The organism is Francisella noatunensis subsp. noatunensis, from assembly GCF_009823375.1.
GTDB classification, from domain to species: Bacteria; Pseudomonadota; Gammaproteobacteria; order Francisellales; family Francisellaceae; genus Francisella; species Francisella noatunensis.
The window spans coordinates 15,499-36,723 of the sequence record NZ_WBSX01000002.1; the positions used below are offsets into that span (position 1 = coordinate 15,499).

A 21,225-nucleotide genomic window follows, 5' to 3' on the forward strand; every position below is an offset into this window, starting at 1 on the left:
AAAAATAAGTAGCTTCAAATTAAGATGCTTATTCTTCCTCAGATGAATAGTCAAAATCCATATCTATACCCAATGCTCTAACTTCATTTCTTAAAACATTAAATGATTCTGGAACATCTACATTCATAGTTAACTTACCATCAACTATATTCTTATACATCTTAGATCTACCAGTTATGTCATCTGACTTAACCGTTAACATCTCTCTTAGAGTATAAGCAGCACCATATGCTTGTAACGCCCAAACTTCCATCTCACCGAATCTTTGACCACCAAATTGCGCTTTACCACCTAATGGTTGTTGCGTAACTAAGCTATAAGATCCAGTTGATCTAGCATGCATTTTATCATCTACTAAATGGTCTAACTTAAGCATATACATATAACCAACCGTTACGTGCCTATCAAATGGTTTACCGGTACGACCATCAAATAGTTTCATCTGACCATTAGTTGCAAAGCCACCTATTTTTAGCAATGATTTGATATCTTCTTCTTTTGCACCATCAAATACAGGGGTAGCAATTGGCACTCCTCCTTTTAGATTTTCACAAAGATTCAATATCTCTTCATCATTTAAAGCTTTGAGATCAACTTTCTTGTCACCTACACTATTATATACTTCTTCTAAAGTTTTTCTTAACTCTGCTGCTTTTCTTGTTTTTTCTAGAGTTTGCTCTATTTTCTTGCCTAAGCCATAAGAAGCTAATCCTAAATGAGCCTCTAGAATCTGACCGATATTCATACGCGAAGGAATACCTAGTGGATTCAAACAGACATCTACAGGAGTACCATCTTCCATATATGGCATATCCTCTACTGGTAACACTCGTGAAACCACACCTTTGTTACCATGACGTCCAGCCATCTTATCACCTGGCTGAATACGCTTTTTAATAGCGACAAAAACTTTAACAGTCTTAAGTACACCAGGAGATAACTCATTACTTTGCATGATAGATTTTTTCTTAGCTTCAAATCTAGCATCTACAGCTATTTTTGCTTCTTCGTAATACTCTCTAGCATTCTGTACTTTTTGCTCAAGTTTTTCATCTTCAAAAGAAATTTCCAGCCATTTAGAAAAAGGTAAAGTTGCTAAAAATTCTTTTGTAAGAACAGCACCTTTCTTAAGTCCTTTTGCTTTTTGTATCTTAGCTCCAATCACATCTGTCTCGATAGATGATTTAACTACAGATTCAATCACAGCAAATTCTTCATCGAAATCTTTACGCGCTTTATCAATTAGTTCTTTCTCAATTTTAAGAGCTCTTTTACTCTTACCACCTTTATCATTTTCAAAAACCTGAACATTAATTACAGTACCTGAAGTACCACTAGGCATTCTTAATGAACTATCAGCTACATTTGATGCTTTTTCATTAAAGATTGCTCTAAGAAGTCTTTCTTCAGGAGTTAACTGCTGCTCAGCTTTTGGTGTAATCTTAGCTACAAGAATATCGCCAGCCTCAACATTAGCACCGATATGAACAATACTTGACTCATCAAGCTTAGCAAGACTCGACTCACTTACATTTGGAATATCTGCTGTTACTTCTTCAGGGCCTAATTTAGTATCACGAGCCACACATGTAAACTCTTCAATATGGATACTAGTGTACTTATCATCTTTTACTATTCTCTCAGAAAGTAAAATTGAATCCTCAAAGTTATAACCATTCCACGGCATGAAAGCAACCATAAGATTATGGCCAAGTGATAACTCACCAAAATCAGTTGCAAAACCGTCAGCCAAAATATCACCCGCTTCAATCTTATCACCAACATTAACTATTGGACGTTGATTGATACAAGTATTCTTATTTGAACGCTTAAACTTAGTCAGGCTGTAAATATCAACTAACTTGCTTGTTTTAGATTTTTCAGTATCAACTTTAACAACTATTCTATTAGAATCAACTTCTGCTATCTCACCAACATTTCTTGCGATAATACAGTTACCAGAGTCTCTTGCAACAATCTTCTCTATACCCGTACCGACTAGAGGCTTTTCAGATTTAAGCGTTGGTACAGCTTGACGTTGCATGTTCGCACCCATCAATACCCTGTTAGCATCATCATGCTCTAAGAATGGTATTAATGCTGCAGCTGCTGAAACCATCTGTTTAGCAGAAACATCCATATACTGAACTCTACTTGACTCAGTAAATATTGCCTCACCACCAGAACGACACTGAATAAGATCTTCTACGAAGTGGTTATTTTTATCAAGTTTAGTTGATGCTTGGGCAATCACGTAATGGTCTTCATCAATAGCTGATAAATACTCAATTTCATTAGTTACTTTACCATTAACTACTTTTCTATATGGTGCTTCTAAAAAGCCATAATCATTAACTCGTGCATAACTTGCCAATGAGTTAATCAGACCAATGTTTGGACCCTCTGGAGTCTCAATAGGACATAGTCTACCATAGTGAGTTGCGTGAACATCACGAACTTCAAAGCCTGCTCTATCACGCGATAAACCACCCGGACCGAGTGCTGAAATTCTTCTTTTATGAGTTACTTCAGATAGTGGATTATCTTGATCCATAAACTGAGATAAAGCACCCGATGTAAAGAATTCTTTGATTGCTGCTGTAATTGGTTTAGAGTTAACAATATCTTTAGGCATAAGCTTATCTTTATGTACCAAAGACATACTCTCACGGATACCTTTTTCTACTCTATAAAGACCAATTCTAAACTGGTTCTCAACCATCTCACCAACAGAACGAACACGTCTATTACCTAGATGATCGATATCATCAACTTTGCCTTTACCATCACGGATATTAATAAGTTCTTCGATAACACCTACAATATCACTATTTTCTAAAGTATAAATATCTTTAGATACATTATCAGAGCCTAATCTTGCATTTAGCTTCATTCTACCTATATCAGATAAGCTATATCTACTTTCAATAAAGAATAGTCCCTCAAATAGCGCTTTTACAGAAGCTTCTGCTGGAGGATCACCAGGTCTAAGAACCTTATATATTTCTACAAGTGCTTCATCTGTATTTTTAGTAAGATCATATTTCAGGGTATCTGATATATATCTACCTCTTTCAGTAGTTATAAAATCAATAACTTCCAATTCAAGCATGCCCGCTTCTACACATGCTTCTAATAAATTTTCTGTAACATCGTCATTAGCATAAGCTATCACTTCACCTGTAGCTTCATTAACGATATCTTTTGCCACTCTAAGAGTACTAACTAAATCAAAATCAATCGCTACAGAATCAACTCCTGAATCTTTGATTTTCTTAATATCTCTAGATGTTAATTTTTTATTTTTCTTAACAATTATATTATCTTTTTCATCAATAATATCAAACTTAAGCACTTCACCTTTCATACTAGAAAGATCATCAAGCTTAAGTGCAAAACCTTTATTATTAAAACTAATTGTCCTTCTATCAGAGAATCTATTTAATATTTCCTCTTGCGTATATCCAAGAGCTTTTAAAATTACTGTAGCGCAAAATTTTCTTTTTCTGTCGATTCTAGCCCATATAATACCTTTTGAGTCAAACTCAAAATCAAGCCATGAACCTCTGTAAGGAATAATACGTGCCGAAAACGCACCTTCCTCTGAATCATCCTTACTAAAGAATACACCAGGTGATCTATGTAACTGTGACACAACTACTCTTTCTGTACCATTAATTATAAAAGTACCATTAGTTGTCATAAGAGGAATATCGCCCATATAGACATATTCTTCTCTAATATCCTCTACCACTTTTTCGCTAGGAAGGATTTCTTTGTTATATATAACCAATCTTAACTTCACATTTAATGGAGCATCGTATGTAGCACCACGTACCTGACACTCTGTTTCATCAAAAGTAGGTTCACCAATTTGATAATCGACATAATGAAGTTCATATTGCCCATTTTTACTTTCTACAGGAAAAGATTGCTTAAGCACTAATTCAAGACCAGAGTGAAGTCTACCTTTTGCATCATCTGCATTTAAAAATTTTCTATAAGACTCTGTTTGAATGGAAAGTAAATATGGCACATCTAAGATATGAGGAAGAACCCCAAACTCTTTGCGAATTCTTTTTTTCTCAGCGTATGAGTAAGACATCAAAAACATCCCTAAGATTTTGTTTACACAAAATAAAAAGCAAATATGACTATATTTGCACCAATATCTATGTATCTTTCAATACTAGAAAGACTAGAGGCCAAAATTGACCACTAGTCATAAATTTCTAAAAATTATAATTTAGAATTTTATTATTTAAGCTCAACTTTAGCGCCAGCTTCTTCAAGTTGCTTTTTAAGAATTTCAGCTTCATCTTTAGATGCAGCTTCTTTAACTACGAAAGGAGTCCCTTCAACAGCATCTTTAGCTTCTTTAAGACCAAGACCAGTAGCGCCTCTTACCGCTTTAATAGCAGCAATTTTGTTTGAACCAGCATCAACTAAAACAACGTCAAATTCAGTTTTCTCTTCAGCAGCTTCAGCAGCAGCAGCTGGAGCAGCAGCAACAGCAACAGCAACAGCAGCAGATACACCAAATTTTTCTTCCATCATTTTAACCAAATCACATACATCCATTACACTCATTTCAGCAACAGCATTTAGGATATCTTCTTTTGTTATAGACATTTTTATAACTCCTATTTATTTAACAATTAATTCTTTTTTAGCTTTTCTATAAGCCAGTGCAATTATTTACTATCTCCAACAGCAGCAAATACTCGTACCGCCTGAGACGGAATCTCATTAAGAGTACGAACAAACTTAGTAACTGGTGCTTGCATAACATTAAGTAATGTAGCAAGTGCCTCTTCCCTGGTAGGAAGCTTAGCAAAGTCATCTAACTTTTCAGGACCAAACAGTTCACCAGACATAGCTAAATTTTTCACTTCAAAAGCATTATGATCTTTTTGGAAGCTTTTAAATAGCTTAGCTGCTGCACCTGGCTCATCCTTAGAAAGAGCAAGAACAAGAGGACCTTTAAGAGCATCACCAAGACACTCAAAATCAGTTCCTTTAATTGCTAAACGTGCTAAGTTGTTACGCACAACTCTTAAATAAACTCCAGACTCACGAGCTTGCTTTCTTAATGAAGTCATTTCATTAACAGTCAAACCACGGTAGTCTGCTACTGCTGCAGACAATGCTGAGGACACTTGTTCAGCAACTTCAGCAACAATTGCTTTTTTATCCTCTATTCTAAGTGCCATATCGACTCCTTATTTATTGTCCACACTTTATTTAATTAACACGATATTTAGACCAAAAAGGTTGTCAACATCGTCTGCGTAGGATAAATATTAAGCCAAGCAAGCCCGACTCCTACGGTCTTTGATCGTTGCATTTTCATACAACCCAAAGAAATTGCAAAACAGTATATTATATATTTAAATCCGAAAAGTCAACACTTATTCCTGGACCCATTGTACTAGATACAGAAACTTTCTTCAAATATATACCTTTTGATACTGATGGCTTTGCTTTTTTAAGATCAGCCAATAGCTGCTCTAAATTCTGTTTCAAAGCATCACTAGTAAAGTTTACCTTACCAATAGTAGTATGAATTATACCTGCTTTATCGACTCTATATCTAACTTGACCTGCTTTAGCATCTCTAACTGCTTTAGCAACATCCATAGTCACAGTACCAACCTTAGGGTTCGGCATAAGACCTTTAGGACCAAGTATTTGACCAAGCTGTCCAACAACTCTCATTGAATCTGGCGAAGCGATAACAACATCAAAGTCCATATTACCTTTTTTAACCTCATCAGCCAAATCTTCCATACCAACCACATCAGCACCAGCTTCTTTAGCAGTATCAGCAGCAGGACCTTTAGCAAAAACTGCTACTCTAACAGTTTTACCAGTACCATTAGGAAGAACAGATGCTCCTCTTACAACCTGATCAGATTTACGCGGATCAACTCCCAAAGCAACAGATACATCTACTGATTCAACAAATTTAACAGATGAAACATCTCTTAAAATATCAAAAGCTTCTGATACAGGATACTTTTTCTCAGCATTAATCTTAGCTGAGATTTCTTTCATTCTTTTTGAAATTTTAGCCATTATTCAACCCCTTCTACTTTTACACCCATACTACGTGCAGAACCCGCAATAATTCTTACAGCAGCATCAATATCTGCAGCTGTTAAATCAGGATCTTTAACCTTAGCAATCTCTTCTAATTGCTCACGAGTAATAATACCAATAAAATCTTTAGAAGGATTTGATGAACCAGACTTAACCTTGATAGCCTTCTTAATTAAATAAGAAGCTGGAGGAGTCTTCATTTCAAAAGTAAAACTACGATCACTATACACTGATATTTCAACAGGTATTGGCATACCAGGTTCCATACCTTGTGTCTTAGCATTAAATTCCTTACAAAATCCCATAATATTAACACCATGTTGACCCAATGCAGGACCAATTGGTGGACTAGGATTCGCCTTTCCTGCTGTAACTTGCAACTTGATAATAGCTTCTATTTTTTTCTTAGCCATTTATTTTTCTCCAAATTTAGGTTAATAGCACTTATATAAATGTATAAGCTCCCCACCATCTTAGTAAATCGTTACTAAGACTCTTTTTCAACCTGTGAAAACTCAAGCTCAACAGGAGTAAATCTACCAAATATAGATACCGCCACTCTTAATCTTGATTTTTCATAGTTAACTTCTTCAATAACACCAGTAAAATCGTTGAAAGGCCCTTCAAGAACTCTAACAACTTCTCCAACATGATAAGTTTTTCTTAATCTAGGTTCAACCGTAGAAGTACTCCCCTCTACAAATCCTAATATCCTCTCCACCTCAGCCTTACTTAATGGAATTGGCTTACCTCGTGAACCAACAACAGTTAGCACTCTAGGTACAGCCTTTATAATATCCCACGCTTCCGTAGTTAAATTAGCTTCAATCAAAACATATCCTGGAAAGTACTTTCTTTCACTCTTACGTTTTTGACCACCCCTCATTTCAACAACATTCTCAGTTGGAACAAGTATTCTACCAAAGTTTTCTTTTAAGCCTGCTATTTCTATATTTTCTTCTAGCTGAGTTTTCACTCTTTTCTCATAACCTGAGTGCACTTGCACAACATACCAAAGCATATTTATATCCCTTTATTAACCTAGAAAATACTGAATAAAACTCTCAAATATAACACCAAATAAAGATATTATTAGTGCAAAAATTATAACAACCACTATGACCATAGCCGATATTGTCATTGTCTCCTTGCGTGCAGGCCATACAACCTTTGCCAACTCAAGTTTAGACGCCTGAAAAAATGCCCAGAAGCGACGCCCTTGATTCGTAAATCTTGCAACAACTAAAGCCACCAAGACCACAATAACAGCTAAAGATGTATTATATGAGCCATAACTCTCACCAAGCACATCAGAATACATAGTGACCACAACACCAAAGACTATAATTGCTGCTGAAATTACCCATAACAACAAGCTACTTGACTTAGAAATCCTCTTGATTTCGCTAGTCTTTGTAGCACCACTGACCCACACTTTACTTAAACCTTGATTTTTTTTCACAAGATATCCCTTTCTTAAAAAAGTATTTACATAGAGAAATTACAAACGTAGCCAATAAAATATCACACCAAATAAATAATATCAAGAAATAAAAAAGGCGATGTTGCAAAAATCACAACATCGCCTTAATTATGTGGCAGGCCAGGAGGGACTCGAACCCCCAACTTGCGGTTTTGGAGACCGCTGCTCTACCAATTGAACTACTGACCTATATTTTTTGTTAAACTATCTATTATTCGATAATTTTAGCAACAACACCAGCACCAACCGTTCTACCACCTTCACGGATAGCAAAACGTAGACCTTCATCCATAGCGATTGGGTTGATTAAAGCGATAGTCATCTTAATGTTATCACCAGGCATTACCATTTCAACACCCTCTGGTAACTCAACAGCACCAGTAATATCTGTAGTACGGAAGTAGAACTGCGGTCTATATCCTTTGAAGAATGGAGTATGTCTACCACCCTCTTCTTTAGAAAGAACATATATTTCAGCTTCAAACTTAGTATGCGGCTTAATTGAACCCAGCTTACATAGTACTTGACCACGCTCAACATCATCTCTCTTAAGACCACGAACTAGGATACCTACGTTATCACCAGCTTCCCCTTTGTCAAGAAGCTTACGGAACATTTCAACACCAGTTACTGTAGTTTTTTGAGTTGGACGAATACCAACAACTTCAACCTCATCACCAACATTGATCACACCACGCTCAATACGACCAGTCACAACTGTACCACGACCAGAGATTGAGAATACATCTTCAATTGGAAGAATGAATGGCTTAGCAGTGTCACGCTCAGGAGCTGGAATATAATCATCCATAGCAGCAACTAGCTCAACAATCTTCTCAACATACTGCTCTTCACCTTCGATAGCTTTAAGAGCAGAACCCATGATAACTGGAGTATCATCACCAGGGAAATCATACTGATCAAGAAGCTCACGAACTTCCATCTCTACCAACTCTAGTAACTCTTCGTCATCCACCATGTCACACTTGTTCAAGAAAACAACTATATACGGTACGCCAACTTGACGAGAAAGTAAGATGTGCTCACGAGTTTGTGGCATAGGACCATCCGCAGCAGAACATACCAAGATAGCGCCATCCATCTGAGCAGCACCAGTAATCATGTTCTTAACATAGTCCGCGTGTCCTGGACAGTCAACGTGAGCATAGTGTCTATTTGGAGACTCATACTCTACGTGAGAAGTGTTAATAGTAATACCACGAGCCTTTTCTTCAGGTGCGTTATCAATCTCATCAAACTTACGAGCTGAACCACCGTTCTTCTCAGCCATAACTTTAGTGATAGCTGCAGTAAGAGTAGTCTTACCGTGGTCAACGTGACCAATAGTACCAACGTTTACGTGCGGCTTCAAACGTTCAAATTTTTCTTTAGCCATTTTTATGCTCCATTTTTTTCAACAAAAAACAATAAATCAAATATGGTGCTCACAACCAGACTTGAACTGGTGACCTCTCCCTTACCAAGGGAGTGCTCTACCAAGCTGAGCCATGCGAGCTTATTAACAATGCTTATTTTAGGTGGAGCGGGCGATGGGAATCGAACCCACGCTATCGGCTTGGAAGGCCGAAGTTCTACCATTGAACTACACCCGCATGGTGGAGGGAGCAGGATTCGAACCTGCGAAGGCTGAGCCGTCAGATTTACAGTCTGATCCCTTTGGCCGCTCGGGAATCCCTCCCCTAAAACTTTTAGATAACTATAAAGTTTATTTGACTAAAAATCAAGCTTTTTTATGATAATTTGCATTTTGCTTAGCAGAAACAACTTATCTAACAAAAAACTAAGTTTATATTACTATGTGTAGTTGTAAATGTAAAGCTCTTATATCTTTTTTTTATAGAACTATGCATTGTTTTTGTGCTCTTGTCATAGCTACATACAATATCTGATTTCTTTCGGTATAATTTTTATTTAAAGCAATATCCTTTAAAAGCATAAATACCTTTTTATATGTTGATCCCTGTGCTTTATGGGCTGTAACCGCAAAACCATAGTCCAAATCTTTTTTTATTATATCGCTTTTAGCTCTTAAGCCGCCATCGGAATATCTTTCAATATCAATCATTAATAAATTATTTTTTCTAAACTCATAATATACTGACCACAATCTATCACTTCTAGCAATTTTTAATAAATTATCGTGAATCTCAGCATACTCGTTGAGGTTTTCACTACTATCTGAATCTATTATAAAAATACTTTTCTCATCGAATCCTCGATAAATTCTCGCTTTCTCATGTACTTTTACGGTATAGCCAAGCAACCCATTTATGTTTTTTTGTCTATCGGACACTTCGACCACTTTATAATCTACACAATTATTTATTAAAAAAGATTCTTTAGCACTAGCTTTTATCGCTCTATAACCTATTAGGACATCCCCCTTTTCTATTAAATTAGCATTTTGTCCAAAAACCAAGTCCCTGATTATCCTATTTGATTGCATAACTGTTCTATTACGCCAAGCTATTAGTTTTGCATAATTTAAATCAGCTTTTGCATACGAGGAGCCAAAAACTTTCTTAATCTCATCTCTAAATTGATCATTTGAATCAACAAATAACACACCATCGCCATCTTTGTTCAGCATACTTTCTTTTTTATCCAAAAAGATTGATAAGTCTTCCCCAACATTTCTAAGTTGCTGACTTAGTTGTGCTATAGGATTATCATCAGATTGACGCATAAGTTGCGTAAGTTCATAGTTATTGTCTAACTGAAAAATTGGACTTTCTTGATCTCCTACAGGAGGTATCTGCGCTTTATCTCCCAAGAATATAACCTTAGATGATAATGACTTAGTAATTTCAGCATCAATAAGCTCAAATAATGATTTATTTATCATGCTTGCTTCATCTATTATTATTAAATCATAGTTTTTGATAGTAGGTTTATTAATTTGTCCAAAAACTGGTTCATTTGGATTAAAATCAACAAGATTTATATCAGGTTGCAATCCAAGCAAAGAGTGGATCGTATACCCAGGTGCTGAAGTTGATTGTGAAATAACAGCATTTGCCTTACGGGTTGGTGCTGAAACTATTGCCCTCTTAGGATACTCATCTAAGATCTTCTTAACAACAGTAGTCTTACCTGTACCTGCATATCCTGAGAGTAGAAAATACGCATCTTTACTCTTAAGGAATTTTTTTACATAACTAATCGCTTTTATTTGCTGATTATTGAGAATTATTTTTTGACCATTTGGCGTATATAAATAATTTTCGGAATTAAGAAAACTTTTTTGCATTACTTATTTTCTGATTCAGAGAACCTTGTAATAATCCTAGAAAGAATTAGATTATTTGGCACAACAATTTCATTACCATCATCATCATCAAGTTTTGTATACAAAAATCCAATAGATTTAATAACTCCAACAATCCCACCTAGATCGACCCTCCCACCTATCTCAAAAGGCTTACTAAATGCAAGCATAATACCTGATGCCACGATATTGTAAGATGTCTTAAGAGACATAGAAATACCAAAAACAATCCCTGTTAAAACTCCTGTGACTGGCGATATAGGCACTCCAAGTTTTGCCAATGCTATTACTACGACCAAAACCAAGAAGATAGTATATATAACACTAGACAAGAATTGCGATACTGTTTTGTCATAATCTTCAAGCAAACGATAGACTAATTTTTTGATATACTTAGATACCCAAAAGCCTATAGCTAAAATTAGAATTGAAATAAATAAATTCATCCACAATGAACTTTCGACACTAATTTGATCAAACATTTTTTTTACTCTCCATGTATATTCTTTTAGCTCTAGTAAGCATAAAAACCACTATACAACTAAGGACTATCGATATTGTAGCAAACGAAATTTCCTTGGCAGCTGTTTCATGCTTCACAGCACCAGTCAAAGCATTTAATATAAAAACTCCGTTCTCAACGATAAACAATGCCATACTTATAGCAAAAGCGGATAAACATATAGAAAACCTGTATAAAAATGCCGATATTGCGAATAATAACAATAACGGGTAGATAACTATCTGTAAAGCATCTATAAAAAAATGTCCAAATGCTGCAACACAGTCAAAATTATATTTTATTGTAAATATATATATAAAAGCGAATACAAAAAAAGTTGCAAACAATATCAAAGCATCCCTACTAAAAATATTATCATTAAAATCAAAATATCTTTTTCTTGAAAATAACAGTCCACAGACTGTAATAAATGCAGCTCCAGAGATAAACCCATCATAGGAGAAGGTATTTTCTAGATAAATATGATGAGCAACATATCCATAACTACCCATCCCAAATAAAGATACTGAAAAACATATCCAAAACGCCACGTCCCAGGGTTTTCTTTTTACAAAGATATAGCTTAAAATCACGCAACATAAAAATAACATGACTGAAATAAACAATCTCAAAAGATCATAAGCTAGTAGTGGTAGATAAATCATCTCACACATTTTATTAGAAAACTCTTTTTGTCTTCAGGAACAGATATAAACCTGTGGCAATGACACTCCCTAAAATAGGACCAAGTATCGGTACCCACGCATAGCTCCATTGAGAAGAACCTTTTCCTTGTATCGGCATAATAGCATGAAACAATCTTGGACCAAAATCTCTAGCAGGATTTATAGCATAACCAGTCGTTCCACCCAACGATAAACCAATCACAACCACAACAAATGCAACAGGTATACCACCTAAAGCACCCATATCTATTGGATATGCTGTCGCAATTGCTGGATCGCCAACTTGGACAACTACCCCATGCATCGCCAATATTGCTAAAACCAAAACAAAAGTACCAATAACTTCACTAGCAAAATTAGATGGCAAATGTTTGATAGCCGGAGAAGTGCAATGTGTAGCTAGCTTCAAGTCTGTATTATCAGTTGCTGAATAATGAGGATAATACATAATCCATACAAATAACTGCCCAAGCATAGCCCCAATAATTTGACTAACGATATATGGTGCCACCCAAGACCATGAAAATTTGCCTGCTAGAGCAAGAGCTATGGTAACCGCCGGATTCATATGAGCACCACTAATTGGGCCTGCAACCAACACTCCTATAAATACTGCTAATCCCCAAGCCAATGTTATAACAATCCAACCTCCATTATGAGATTTAGTTTTGTTTAAAACTACTCCCGCTACAACACCATTACCTAAAAGAATAAGTAACATTGTGCCTATTGCTTCTGCTATACATGCTTCTAACATAAAAAACCCTTATTTATACAACTCATCCACATCAAAATTCTTAGCAAACTCTTTAAAGCTAGCAACTTGCTGATCTTGCCAAGCTTGATCTTCACCAAGCTCCTTTGCCATAAGCTCAGCTACTACTGGAGCTGCAACAATACTAGCTTTGATATCCAAAAACGCTGCCCTAGTACGACGTGCTAACACATCTTCAACGCTTTTAGCCTTTTCAGCTCTCACATGATAAATCACCTCTGCCTGATAGTATGGTAGATCACTATGTAGCAACTTATGATTATCTAACTCTTTTTGAATGATTTTGATATCTTCAGCATTTTTGCCATAAACTTTTAAAGGATATGCATCTTTTGGCTCAATTGCATCAACAAGTAACTCATCAGAAGTTTTGGATATTTTTTGAGCAATTTTTTTGGTTTCAATAAAATCTAAAACATCTTGCCCCATTCTTCTAAAGATTGTCCATTTACCACCAACAACTGTGATTAAGCCATCTTTTGACTCTATAACCTCATGCTTACGCGAAATTTTTGCTGTATTTTTAGCATTCTTTGGCGACACTAGTGGTCTTTGGCCACAGTAGACAGACTTAATATCTACTACTGCAGCTTTAGTTTTAGCATACTGGTTAAATGTCTCTATGATAAAATCAATCTCAGACTTCTCAGCTCTTGGCTCAATACTTAGAGCTTCTTTTTTGATATCTGTAGTACCAACGATTAAATGATTGTGCCAAGGCAATATAAATAACACTCGACCATCTTCTGTCTCTGGAATTAAGATTGCATGCTCTGTAGGAAACTTTTCTCTATCAAAAACAATATGTGTGCCTTGAGCAACCGATACATATTTATGAGAATCTTGCTGATTCGCTATATCTATAGTTTTATCGGTAAAAGTACCTGTTGCATTAACAATGTATTTAGCTGTAAATTCTTTTTGTTCGCCCGATAAAGTATCAATTACTTTTACAATATCTAATTTTGAATCCGTTGAACTAAATATCTTTTCTACTTTATGATAGTTAAGAGCAACACCGCCTTTGGACTCAAAAGTTTTCATCAAAGAAATCAAAAGCCTAGTATCATCAAATTGACCATCATAATACACTAAGCTCTTTTTAAGTTTCGAATCTTCGATATTTGGCAAGATTGCCAATGTTTGTTGTTTGTTAAGATTATAGCTTTTACCAATTTTGTATTTACCTGATAAAAACTCATACAACTTAACACCAATTGTATATTTAACTGTCTCAAAATAACTACGCGTTGGTATTAGATAGGACTGTTTATGAGTTAAATGTGGAGCATTATGCAAGAATGAAAATCTCTCTTCCAAACCCTCTTTTACTAGAGCAAAATCAAAATTCTCTAGGTACCTTAAACCACCATGTATCAACTTAGTTGATTTTGAAGATGTACCTTTACCAAAATCATAAGCCTCTAAAAGCAAAGTTTTATAGCCTCTTGAAACCGCTTCAATAGCACAACCAAAACCAGTTGCACCACCACCTATTATTATTATGTCGTATTCTTTTTTCATTTATATTTAAAATCTTTGTATTTAAAAACTATTTGCTCTCTTGTCGAGCTACCTTAAATCTAGCCAATAAAATATTATTCAGCCCAAGCCATACTTCTTTGAACTGCTTTTTTCCAGCCTTTGTAATCATGTGCTACAGTTTTAGGATCTTTTTTCGACTCAAAAGTTTTTTCTGTTGTAAGAATAGTCTTAAGTTCTTCTTTATCTTTCCAGAATCCTACAGCTAGACCTGCCAAGAATACCGCTCCCAAACCTGTAATCTCATTAATTTTAGGCTTAGAAATTCCTGACTGTAGAATATCTGATTGAAATTGCATCAAGAAATTATTTTGCACCGCTCCGCCATCAACACGAAGACCTGCTAGATCAAGACCTGTATCTTCTTTCATACAATCTAAAACATCTTTTGCCTGATATGCTATAGCCTCAAGCGCTGCTCTAATAATATGCTCACGTTTCGTATCTCGAGTAATACCAACAATAGTCCCACGAGCATACATATCCCAATATGGTGTACCAAGCCCAACAAATGCTGGCACCAAATACACACCATCAGTTGAGTCAATTTTTGTTGCGTAATATTCACTATCTTCAGCAGAACGTACAAGACCTAGACCATCTCTAATCCATTGGATAACTGCTCCTGCTATAAAAACACTCCCCTCTAAAGCATAAGTTGGTTTACCATCCTCAACCCAAGCGATTGTAGTTAATAGACCAGCATCAGAAAACACGGGTTTATCACCAACATTCATTAAAGCAAAACATCCTGTACCATAAGTATTTTTTGCCATTCCTTCTTCAAAACAGCAGTGCCCAAACAATGCTGACTGCTGATCTCCTGCTACACCAGCTATTGGAATTCGAGCTCCCCCTAGAGTGCTAGGGTGTGTATGTCCAAAATCACCACTCGAAGATCTAACCTCTGGCAACATTGATACTGGAATATCTAAATACTCTAGAATTTTTTTGTCCCATTCAAGTGTATTGATATTGAACAACATTGTTCTTGAAGCATTTGAAAAGTCAGTAGCGTGAACTTCACCCTTAGTTAAATTCCAGATTAACCAAGTATCAATTGTTCCAAAAAGTAAATCTCCTTTTTCCGCTTTTTCTCTAGCTCCGTCAACATTATCTAAAATCCATTTGATTTTTGTAGCAGAGAAATATGCATCAACAATAAGACCCGTGTTTTTACGGATATATTTTTTAAGATCTTCGTTCTTGTTAATTTCATCACAAATATGCGATGTTCTACGGCACTGCCACACTATAGCATTATATACTGGTTGACCTGTATTTTTATCCCAAACAACAGTTGTTTCTCTTTGATTGGCAATACCAATTGCTGCTATATCTCTAGGAGAAACTCTAGCATACTCAAGAGCTTCTCTAACAATACTACTTTGTGATGCCCATATTTCCATTGGATCATGCTCTACCCAACCACTTTTTCGATAAATCTGTGTAAATTCTTTTTGTGCTATTTTTTTGATATTTCCTTTTTTATCAAAAATTATTGCTCGTGAACTAGTAGTACCTTGATCTATTGCTAATATAAATTGCTTGGACATAAAAATTCCCTTATAAAAAATAATAAATTCCTAAAAAGATATTCTAAGCTTTTTTCTCTTTAATAAAAAGAGACAATAATACAGATAAAAACATTAATATAGGCAGAATGAATAACGAATATTTAAAAGCTTCTAACTGTCCATAGCCATAATTTTCAAAAAATGAAACCATATATCCAACAAATGGCTGAAGTACAGCACCACTTAAAGGTATAAATAAGTTAACTGCAGCAATACCAGTAGCTATATACATTGGACTGATGTGTTGACGCAAAATTGTAAAATTAAGAACGTGAGCTGCTTGCATCCCACCCCATAGCACGCACAATATACACATAATTATTGGATTAACATGCAGATATAAAACAGCCACAACGATAAATAAACCAAAAATTGAAGCCCATGTAAGTAAGGCTTTTTGTTTGTTTAACAACGTTGCTACAACTCCCCATAAAGGGCTAAAAATTGCAATCCCAATAAATATCATAGATGATGCTAAACCAGCATAGTGCTCAGGATATCCATCCAAACTCAAGAATCTATAACTCCATAAATCTGCAAAAATAGCTGTCGTACCATAAATTGTGAAACAGAAAAATCCATTTAGTAAAATTTGCTTTATCTTAAAAACTATAGGAATATCTTCAATCTTAGTATGAGTGTCAGCTAATTCATCAGTATCAGTCTGATTATGAGGTTCTTTAAATGGTATGAAAAACAATACACTTAAGAACATAATTATTGAAACAACAAGAATTCCAGACATTATCACTTGAATACTAAAATGATTTGCTAAAATCACTAATGGCAGCCCCGTAAGAGTACCTGCACCATACATAAGCATCTGAGTCGCCCCCGTGAATAGCGGAAAAGTTCTTTTAGGAAGCCATATAGCTATCGCTTTTAGTGCAGATAAAAAAGCAAAACCACCGCCAATACCAGCTAATACTCTATATAAAATAAGATACTCTGGAGATGTAGCCATAGTTGCAATAAGAACTCCTATAGAGAATATCAAAGTACTTATTGCCATAATCTTTTTGACACCAAATTTATCAAGCAAAATACCAGCTGGAAGTTGTGAAGCAACATACGCCCAGTAAAATACCGAACTTAGTACGCTAATTTGTTCGGCTGTTAGATTATATGGATCTGTAGAAAAATCATTGTAAAGTGAATTCCCTGAAGCTCGAATTATAAATTCAAGCGCATAGAAAAACGCGCATATAAACCATATTGTAAAACCGGCTCTTGTAATTTTTTGCATAATTTGAAACATATAGAACTAATGTATCAAAATTATGCTCCAAAAGCCCTTATATGTAAATAAAATAATATCTACTTAAACCAAACTAAATACTCTACTTGAATCCACTAAAAAAACTAACTTAAAAATTCCACTCAAAACCGGTCTTTAACATTTTTGAGCCTCTATACTGAGCACCATCAAACCCTGTAAACATATCCGTATTACTAGCCATTTCACCTGTTAGATTATATTGACCCTCTAAAAGTAATCCAAAATTATCAGATACATTATATTTAGCTCCGGTCCGGCTACTTGCAAAAGCAGCTATTCTAGATCCTGTATCATAAGCTGAGTTAACATTATTTAATTGATAAGGATTAGCTCCTAACACTGTACCACCATAAATCTCAAACTTATCATCCCACATTTTTTTAACAAGCTTGGTTTCTTGTGTATAGAACTTAGTAGCTTTAAGATCTCCCATAGATCCCTGAGCTACCAAATTAGTAGAGCTAGTATATGCATCAAAAACAAGACTATCAGTAAGTTCGATAGCATTATCTGAGACACTCGAAAGAAACTCTGAAGCATTATCTCTATCTATCACCTCATTACCGCGCTCAGTACTTGGTCGATAAAAAGCATCATTTGCTGTTATGTAATACTTACCTGTTTTTGGATTAAGCATGTTATCAGAATAACCCATAAAAAAACTTAATAACAATAGAGTGAAAACTATCCTAACTTTCATAGATAACAACCTCCTTCTTAAAAATTTAATATTATCATAACAGTGATCAAATTAGAGTATGTTAAAAAAAGTTAATTAGACATTTATATAGCAAAAATGATAAATTGAAATTATAATTTTTTAAATCTGATTTCAATGCAAAAGCTCAAATTATCATTGGTACTAATAGTCGGAATAAGTTTTTATTGCTATGAATTTTTCTTGAGAATACTTACAGGTGCGTATCAAGAACAAATAGTTGAACACTTCAATATCTCAACTCATATTGGATTTTCTTTCTTAGTGTCTAGTTATAATATTACATATCTACTGATGCAAATACCCGCAGGAATATTACTTGATAGGTATGGTAGTAAAAAAGTACTAATTGGTGCTACGATTCTTTGTGGGATTGGTAATATTATTTTTGTCTCAGGGGGGTATGAGTTAGCATTATTCGGTAGACTGCTAGTTGGGCTAGGATCTTCATTTGCATTTATTGGTGTTCTAAAACTTACTTTAGAGAATTTTGAGTCAAAGTATTTCCCGATTATCACAAGTCTTGTTATATCTTTAGGTACTCTTGCAGCAGCATTTTCTCAAAACATAAGTGTAATTATCTCTCACTATGACACTTCTTGGATAAATATTTTTATCTATTCTGGTGTAATAGCTTTACCGTTAGCTATATTTTTTCAGCTTATAATTCCGGATGAAAAATATTCTTCTGCTCTTATGCCCAAATTTAATGAAATACTAAAAAGAGGTAAGCAACTAATAAAAAATAGTTTAATCTGGAAAAATGCAATGTGGGCAGGACTACTATATACGCCTACAGTGATTTTAACATCGCAATATGGAGTACTATATTTCAAACAGTCTTATGGTTTTGATAGCATATATTCAACAAGCATGATAACCGCCATTTTTGTTGGATGGATTATCTTTTCTCCCATAATGACACATCTATGTAATAAATTTAGCGGTAAAAAAATTATAACTATTTCAATAACTGGGATTTTATTAGTATCTATCCTAATTAACGCACAATTATTCAAAAATTATGCAATTAGTATAGCATTCTTATTTGGAACTTTTTCAGCATCACAAGTTCTAGTATGGTACTACTTTAATAAAATATGTCCGCCAAGTTTCGCTGCGGTTGGAATTGCTATCACGAACATGCTTATAACGTTAGTCATAGAAATTGGACAACTTAGTGCTGGACTCGCTATTGATAGTGGCGATCACTTTAATATAAGTGCAAATACAAGTATAACGATTGCTTTTGGCATTGTTCTAACTTTAGCATTTATTATCATGATAAGCATGCTCAAAAAAATCAAAAATGACTCTTAAAGTTTAGATATTATGACAAGCCACATAAACATCCTCCTTGACCGATATTAAACTTGGATGCTCTTTTCTTACAGATATCTGTAGCTATCTTACATCTTATATGAAATGCACAACCTTTAGGTGGATTAAGAGGAGAAGGTAATTCTGATTTTTCTATTTCAATTGTTCGTTGTCTAGCTAGTTGTGGATCTGCAATTGGAATAGCATTTAGGAGTACTTTTGTATACGGATGCACAGGATTTCTGTAAATATTTTGTTTAGGAGATACCTCAACTAAACTACCAAGATACATCACAAACAATCTATCAGAAATATGTTTGACTATACTCAAGTCGTGTGCAACAAATAATATCGTAAGTTTAAAGTCTTTTTGTAGTTCTTTTAGAAGATTTACAACTTGTGCTTGTATTGATACATCTAACGCACTAACTGGTTCATCACAGACAAGTAATTTTGGTTCATAAATCAATGCTCTTGCGATACCTATCCTTTGGCACTGACCTCCAGAAAACTCATGTGGATAACGATACATCTGCGATTCATTTAAACCAACTTTTTTCATCATTTTGAGAACTTTTTCATCAACTTCTTTTTTACTCAGATTCTTATTAAAATTAATCAAAGGTTCTGCAATAATATTTCTGACTACCATTCTCGGATTAAGACAAGCAAAAGGATCTTGGAAAATCATCTGAATATCCCTTCTTACACTTAACCATTGTTTATGCGATTTGTACTTGTGTAAAGGGTGCTCATCTTTCCAAATGACCTCACCAGTAGTAATCTCGTTAAGCCCAATCAAGGCTCTTAGAAGTGATAACTTACCACATCCTGACTCCCAACTATACCAATAATCTCGCCTTCTTTGACATTGAAACTGACATCCTTTACGGCTGTAACTTTTTGGGTGATTTTGCCAGTGATTGTTTTTTTATAGGAAATTCTACGGTGAGATTTTTGACTTCTAGAACATTCATCTATTTATACTCCTTAACAAGGTGGCACGCTGTGCGTTGATCTGCATGTGAAATCAATTCCGGCTTGGTATCTCTGCATATATCTACAGCAAAATCACATCTTGTAACAAATGGACAACTTTTGGCATATTATGAATATTTGGCGTTTCACCAGGAATAGTCTACAACATATCAACATCCCTTGTAATACAGGCATTGTATTTAACAAACCTTTTGTATACGGGTGCTGTGCATTTGCAAAGATACTATCTACTGTGCCCTGCTCCATAATATTGCCGCAATACATAACCATTACATCATGAGAAATCTCAGCTACCACACCCAAATCATGAGTGATAAACAACATAGACATATGAAACTCTTTTTGTAAAGCTAGATAGTATTCTCAATGTTTATAGAGATACCAAAATGTACTTCATTAGGTGTCAAGTAATTTAAACATTTCTTAGGTCTATTATTCAAGTCTATCTGTAACTTTCTAATGTATTGATGAGATATATTGTTAAAGTTAGTACCTTTAGATATAAATTGTCTGATATACCTATTCATGTTTTCATTAGTACCTCTTTGCCAAGGACTGTATGGATCAGCAAAGAATACTTTGATGCCAGTCTTGCTAGTTAGCTTCTTATGTTTAGCAAACTCTTTACCATTATCAAATGTAGCTGTTAATATTTTATGACCATTAGATACTTTGTACAATATTCTATTGATTGAATTAGCTGTTCTATCTATAGACTTGGCTAAAATAGTAAATCTGCTAGCTCTATCGACCATTGTTACAATAGCACTTTTATGGTCTTTACCAACAATAGTGTCACCTTCAAAGTGATAAAGATTTTTTCTATTATTAGCACTGCTAGGTCTTTCAGAAATACTCGCTCTATCCTTTATCTTAACTTGTTTAGAGTCACCTTCTTTTTTGTATTTATATTGTCTAGCTTTGAAAAATAATAAGTGTCTAAGCTTTAACTT

18 protein-coding genes, 4 tRNA genes and 2 pseudogenes are annotated in these 21,225 nt (G+C 34.9%); 1 reads left to right on the top strand and 23 read right to left on the bottom strand.

What is annotated here, in order from left to right:
* Nucleotides 1–28 precede the first annotated feature (28 nt).
* The 20 genes from rpoB to F8C69_RS00585 all read right to left on the bottom strand — a co-directional run bounded on the left by rpoB (nucleotide 29) and on the right by F8C69_RS00585 (nucleotide 17,935).
* A complete protein-coding gene (gene rpoB, locus F8C69_RS00490; protein WP_159183775.1) occupies nucleotides 29–4,105 on the bottom strand; it encodes a DNA-directed RNA polymerase subunit beta in 4,077 nt (1,358 codons plus the stop codon).
* A gap of 152 nt (nucleotides 4,106–4,257) precedes the next feature.
* Nucleotides 4,258–4,632 carry a 50S ribosomal protein L7/L12 gene (gene rplL / locus F8C69_RS00495; protein ID WP_159183776.1) on the bottom strand — a complete coding sequence of 125 codons (375 nt, stop codon included), beginning with the start codon at nucleotides 4,630–4,632 and terminating at the stop codon, nucleotides 4,258–4,260.
* A gap of 62 nt (nucleotides 4,633–4,694) precedes the next feature.
* Entirely contained in the window at nucleotides 4,695–5,213 is a 519-nt protein-coding gene (gene rplJ / locus F8C69_RS00500; RefSeq protein ID WP_004287058.1) for a 50S ribosomal protein L10, read from the bottom strand.
* A 169-nt stretch (nucleotides 5,214–5,382) separates the two neighbouring features.
* Complete coding sequence (gene rplA, locus F8C69_RS00505) at nucleotides 5,383–6,078, bottom strand: 50S ribosomal protein L1 (RefSeq protein WP_159183777.1); 696 nt, start codon at nucleotides 6,076–6,078, stop codon at nucleotides 5,383–5,385.
* Entirely contained in the window at nucleotides 6,078–6,515 is a 438-nt protein-coding gene (gene rplK, locus F8C69_RS00510; protein WP_159183778.1) for a 50S ribosomal protein L11, read from the bottom strand. Before rplK ends, rplA begins: the two co-directional genes overlap by 1 nt.
* A gap of 74 nt (nucleotides 6,516–6,589) precedes the next feature.
* Nucleotides 6,590–7,123 (bottom strand): transcription termination/antitermination protein NusG, encoded by a 534-nt coding sequence (nusG, locus tag F8C69_RS00515; RefSeq protein ID WP_159183779.1) that lies wholly within the window; start codon nucleotides 7,121–7,123, stop codon nucleotides 6,590–6,592.
* A 15-nt stretch (nucleotides 7,124–7,138) separates the two neighbouring features.
* The gene (gene secE / locus F8C69_RS00520; protein WP_159183780.1) at nucleotides 7,139–7,564 is read right to left on the bottom strand and encodes a preprotein translocase subunit SecE; all 426 of its coding nucleotides are present in this window, start codon (nucleotides 7,562–7,564) and stop codon (nucleotides 7,139–7,141) included.
* Nucleotides 7,565–7,698: 134 nt separating this feature from the next.
* Nucleotides 7,699–7,774 (bottom strand) — tRNA-Trp (locus F8C69_RS00525).
* Nucleotides 7,775–7,796: 22 nt separating this feature from the next.
* A complete protein-coding gene (gene tuf, locus F8C69_RS00530) occupies nucleotides 7,797–8,981 on the bottom strand; it encodes an elongation factor Tu (RefSeq protein WP_159183781.1) in 1,185 nt (394 codons plus the stop codon).
* 43 nt (nucleotides 8,982–9,024) lie between these two features.
* Nucleotides 9,025–9,101, bottom strand: a tRNA-Thr gene (locus F8C69_RS00535).
* A gap of 23 nt (nucleotides 9,102–9,124) precedes the next feature.
* Nucleotides 9,125–9,198, bottom strand: a tRNA-Gly gene (locus F8C69_RS00540).
* Between the two features lies 1 nt (nucleotide 9,199).
* Nucleotides 9,200–9,284: transfer RNA gene (locus F8C69_RS00545), tRNA-Tyr, on the bottom strand.
* A 156-nt stretch (nucleotides 9,285–9,440) separates the two neighbouring features.
* On the bottom strand, nucleotides 9,441–10,856 hold the full coding sequence (locus tag F8C69_RS00550) for an ATP-dependent DNA helicase (protein WP_159183782.1): 1,416 nt from the start codon (nucleotides 10,854–10,856) through the stop codon (nucleotides 9,441–9,443).
* Nucleotides 10,856–11,356 carry a mechanosensitive ion channel domain-containing protein gene (locus F8C69_RS00555; RefSeq protein ID WP_159183783.1) on the bottom strand — a complete coding sequence of 167 codons (501 nt, stop codon included), beginning with the start codon at nucleotides 11,354–11,356 and terminating at the stop codon, nucleotides 10,856–10,858. The genes F8C69_RS00550 and F8C69_RS00555 overlap by 1 nt, the downstream gene beginning before the upstream one ends.
* A complete protein-coding gene (locus tag F8C69_RS00560) occupies nucleotides 11,349–12,050 on the bottom strand; it encodes a hypothetical protein (protein WP_159183784.1) in 702 nt (233 codons plus the stop codon). Before F8C69_RS00560 ends, F8C69_RS00555 begins: the two co-directional genes overlap by 8 nt.
* Before the next feature lie 4 nt (nucleotides 12,051–12,054).
* Nucleotides 12,055–12,819, bottom strand: a complete 765-nt coding sequence (locus tag F8C69_RS00565; RefSeq protein WP_159183785.1) for an MIP/aquaporin family protein — start codon at nucleotides 12,817–12,819, stop codon at nucleotides 12,055–12,057.
* A 9-nt stretch (nucleotides 12,820–12,828) separates the two neighbouring features.
* Nucleotides 12,829–14,361: a glycerol-3-phosphate dehydrogenase/oxidase gene (locus F8C69_RS00570; protein WP_159183786.1), complete on the bottom strand. Its 1,533-nt coding sequence runs from the start codon at nucleotides 14,359–14,361 to the stop codon at nucleotides 12,829–12,831.
* 74 nt (nucleotides 14,362–14,435) lie between these two features.
* On the bottom strand, nucleotides 14,436–15,935 hold the full coding sequence (gene glpK / locus F8C69_RS00575) for a glycerol kinase GlpK (protein WP_159183787.1): 1,500 nt from the start codon (nucleotides 15,933–15,935) through the stop codon (nucleotides 14,436–14,438).
* Nucleotides 15,936–15,978: 43 nt separating this feature from the next.
* Nucleotides 15,979–17,202, bottom strand: a complete 1,224-nt coding sequence (locus tag F8C69_RS00580; protein ID WP_192189627.1) for an MFS transporter — start codon at nucleotides 17,200–17,202, stop codon at nucleotides 15,979–15,981.
* A gap of 121 nt (nucleotides 17,203–17,323) precedes the next feature.
* A complete protein-coding gene (locus tag F8C69_RS00585) occupies nucleotides 17,324–17,935 on the bottom strand; it encodes a hypothetical protein (RefSeq protein ID WP_159183789.1) in 612 nt (203 codons plus the stop codon).
* 135 nt (nucleotides 17,936–18,070) lie between these two features.
* Between F8C69_RS00585 and F8C69_RS00590 the strand changes: the two genes are divergently transcribed.
* Complete coding sequence (locus F8C69_RS00590; RefSeq protein WP_159183790.1) at nucleotides 18,071–19,273, top strand: MFS transporter; 1,203 nt, start codon at nucleotides 18,071–18,073, stop codon at nucleotides 19,271–19,273.
* Between the two features lie 3 nt (nucleotides 19,274–19,276).
* On the opposite strand, the pseudogene F8C69_RS00595 reads toward F8C69_RS00590, so the two are convergent.
* The 3 genes and pseudogenes from F8C69_RS00595 to F8C69_RS00605 form a co-directional block, all read right to left on the bottom strand.
* Nucleotides 19,277–20,250: pseudogene (locus F8C69_RS00595) on the bottom strand (ABC transporter ATP-binding protein).
* Nucleotides 20,251–20,620 (bottom strand): annotated as a pseudogene (locus F8C69_RS00600) (oligopeptide/dipeptide ABC transporter ATP-binding protein); the annotation flags it as partial.
* A 2-nt stretch (nucleotides 20,621–20,622) separates the two neighbouring features.
* Nucleotides 20,623–21,225: IS30 family transposase (locus F8C69_RS00605; protein ID WP_159183791.1), on the bottom strand; the 603-nt coding region annotated here is incomplete at its 5' end.

Bases quoted from the DNA above. Each gene is read 5' to 3' on its own strand.
- rplK (WP_159183778.1), bottom strand. From the start codon at position 6,515: ATGGCTAAGAAAAAAATAGAAGCTATTATCAAGTTGCAAGTTACAGCA.
- nusG (WP_159183779.1), bottom strand. From the start codon at position 7,123: ATGCTTTGGTATGTTGTGCAAGTGCACTCAGGTTATGAGAAAAGAGTG.
- F8C69_RS00565 (WP_159183785.1), bottom strand. From the start codon at position 12,819: ATGTTAGAAGCATGTATAGCAGAAGCAATAGGCACAATGTTACTTATT.
- F8C69_RS00580 (WP_192189627.1), bottom strand. From the start codon at position 17,202: ATGCAAAAAATTACAAGAGCCGGTTTTACAATATGGTTTATATGCGCG.
- rplA (WP_159183777.1), bottom strand. From the start codon at position 6,078: ATGGCTAAAATTTCAAAAAGAATGAAAGAAATCTCAGCTAAGATTAAT.
- glpK (WP_159183787.1), bottom strand. From the start codon at position 15,935: ATGTCCAAGCAATTTATATTAGCAATAGATCAAGGTACTACTAGTTCA.
- F8C69_RS00590 (WP_159183790.1), top strand. From the start codon at position 18,071: ATGCAAAAGCTCAAATTATCATTGGTACTAATAGTCGGAATAAGTTTT.
- F8C69_RS00550 (WP_159183782.1), bottom strand. From the start codon at position 10,856: ATGCAAAAAAGTTTTCTTAATTCCGAAAATTATTTATATACGCCAAAT.
- rpoB (WP_159183775.1), bottom strand. From the start codon at position 4,105: ATGTCTTACTCATACGCTGAGAAAAAAAGAATTCGCAAAGAGTTTGGG.
- rplJ (WP_004287058.1), bottom strand. From the start codon at position 5,213: ATGGCACTTAGAATAGAGGATAAAAAAGCAATTGTTGCTGAAGTTGCT.
- F8C69_RS00570 (WP_159183786.1), bottom strand. From the start codon at position 14,361: ATGAAAAAAGAATACGACATAATAATAATAGGTGGTGGTGCAACTGGT.
- rplL (WP_159183776.1), bottom strand. From the start codon at position 4,632: ATGTCTATAACAAAAGAAGATATCCTAAATGCTGTTGCTGAAATGAGT.
- F8C69_RS00555 (WP_159183783.1), bottom strand. From the start codon at position 11,356: ATGTTTGATCAAATTAGTGTCGAAAGTTCATTGTGGATGAATTTATTT.
- tuf (WP_159183781.1), bottom strand. From the start codon at position 8,981: ATGGCTAAAGAAAAATTTGAACGTTTGAAGCCGCACGTAAACGTTGGT.
- F8C69_RS00560 (WP_159183784.1), bottom strand. From the start codon at position 12,050: ATGTGTGAGATGATTTATCTACCACTACTAGCTTATGATCTTTTGAGA.
- F8C69_RS00585 (WP_159183789.1), bottom strand. From the start codon at position 17,935: ATGAAAGTTAGGATAGTTTTCACTCTATTGTTATTAAGTTTTTTTATG.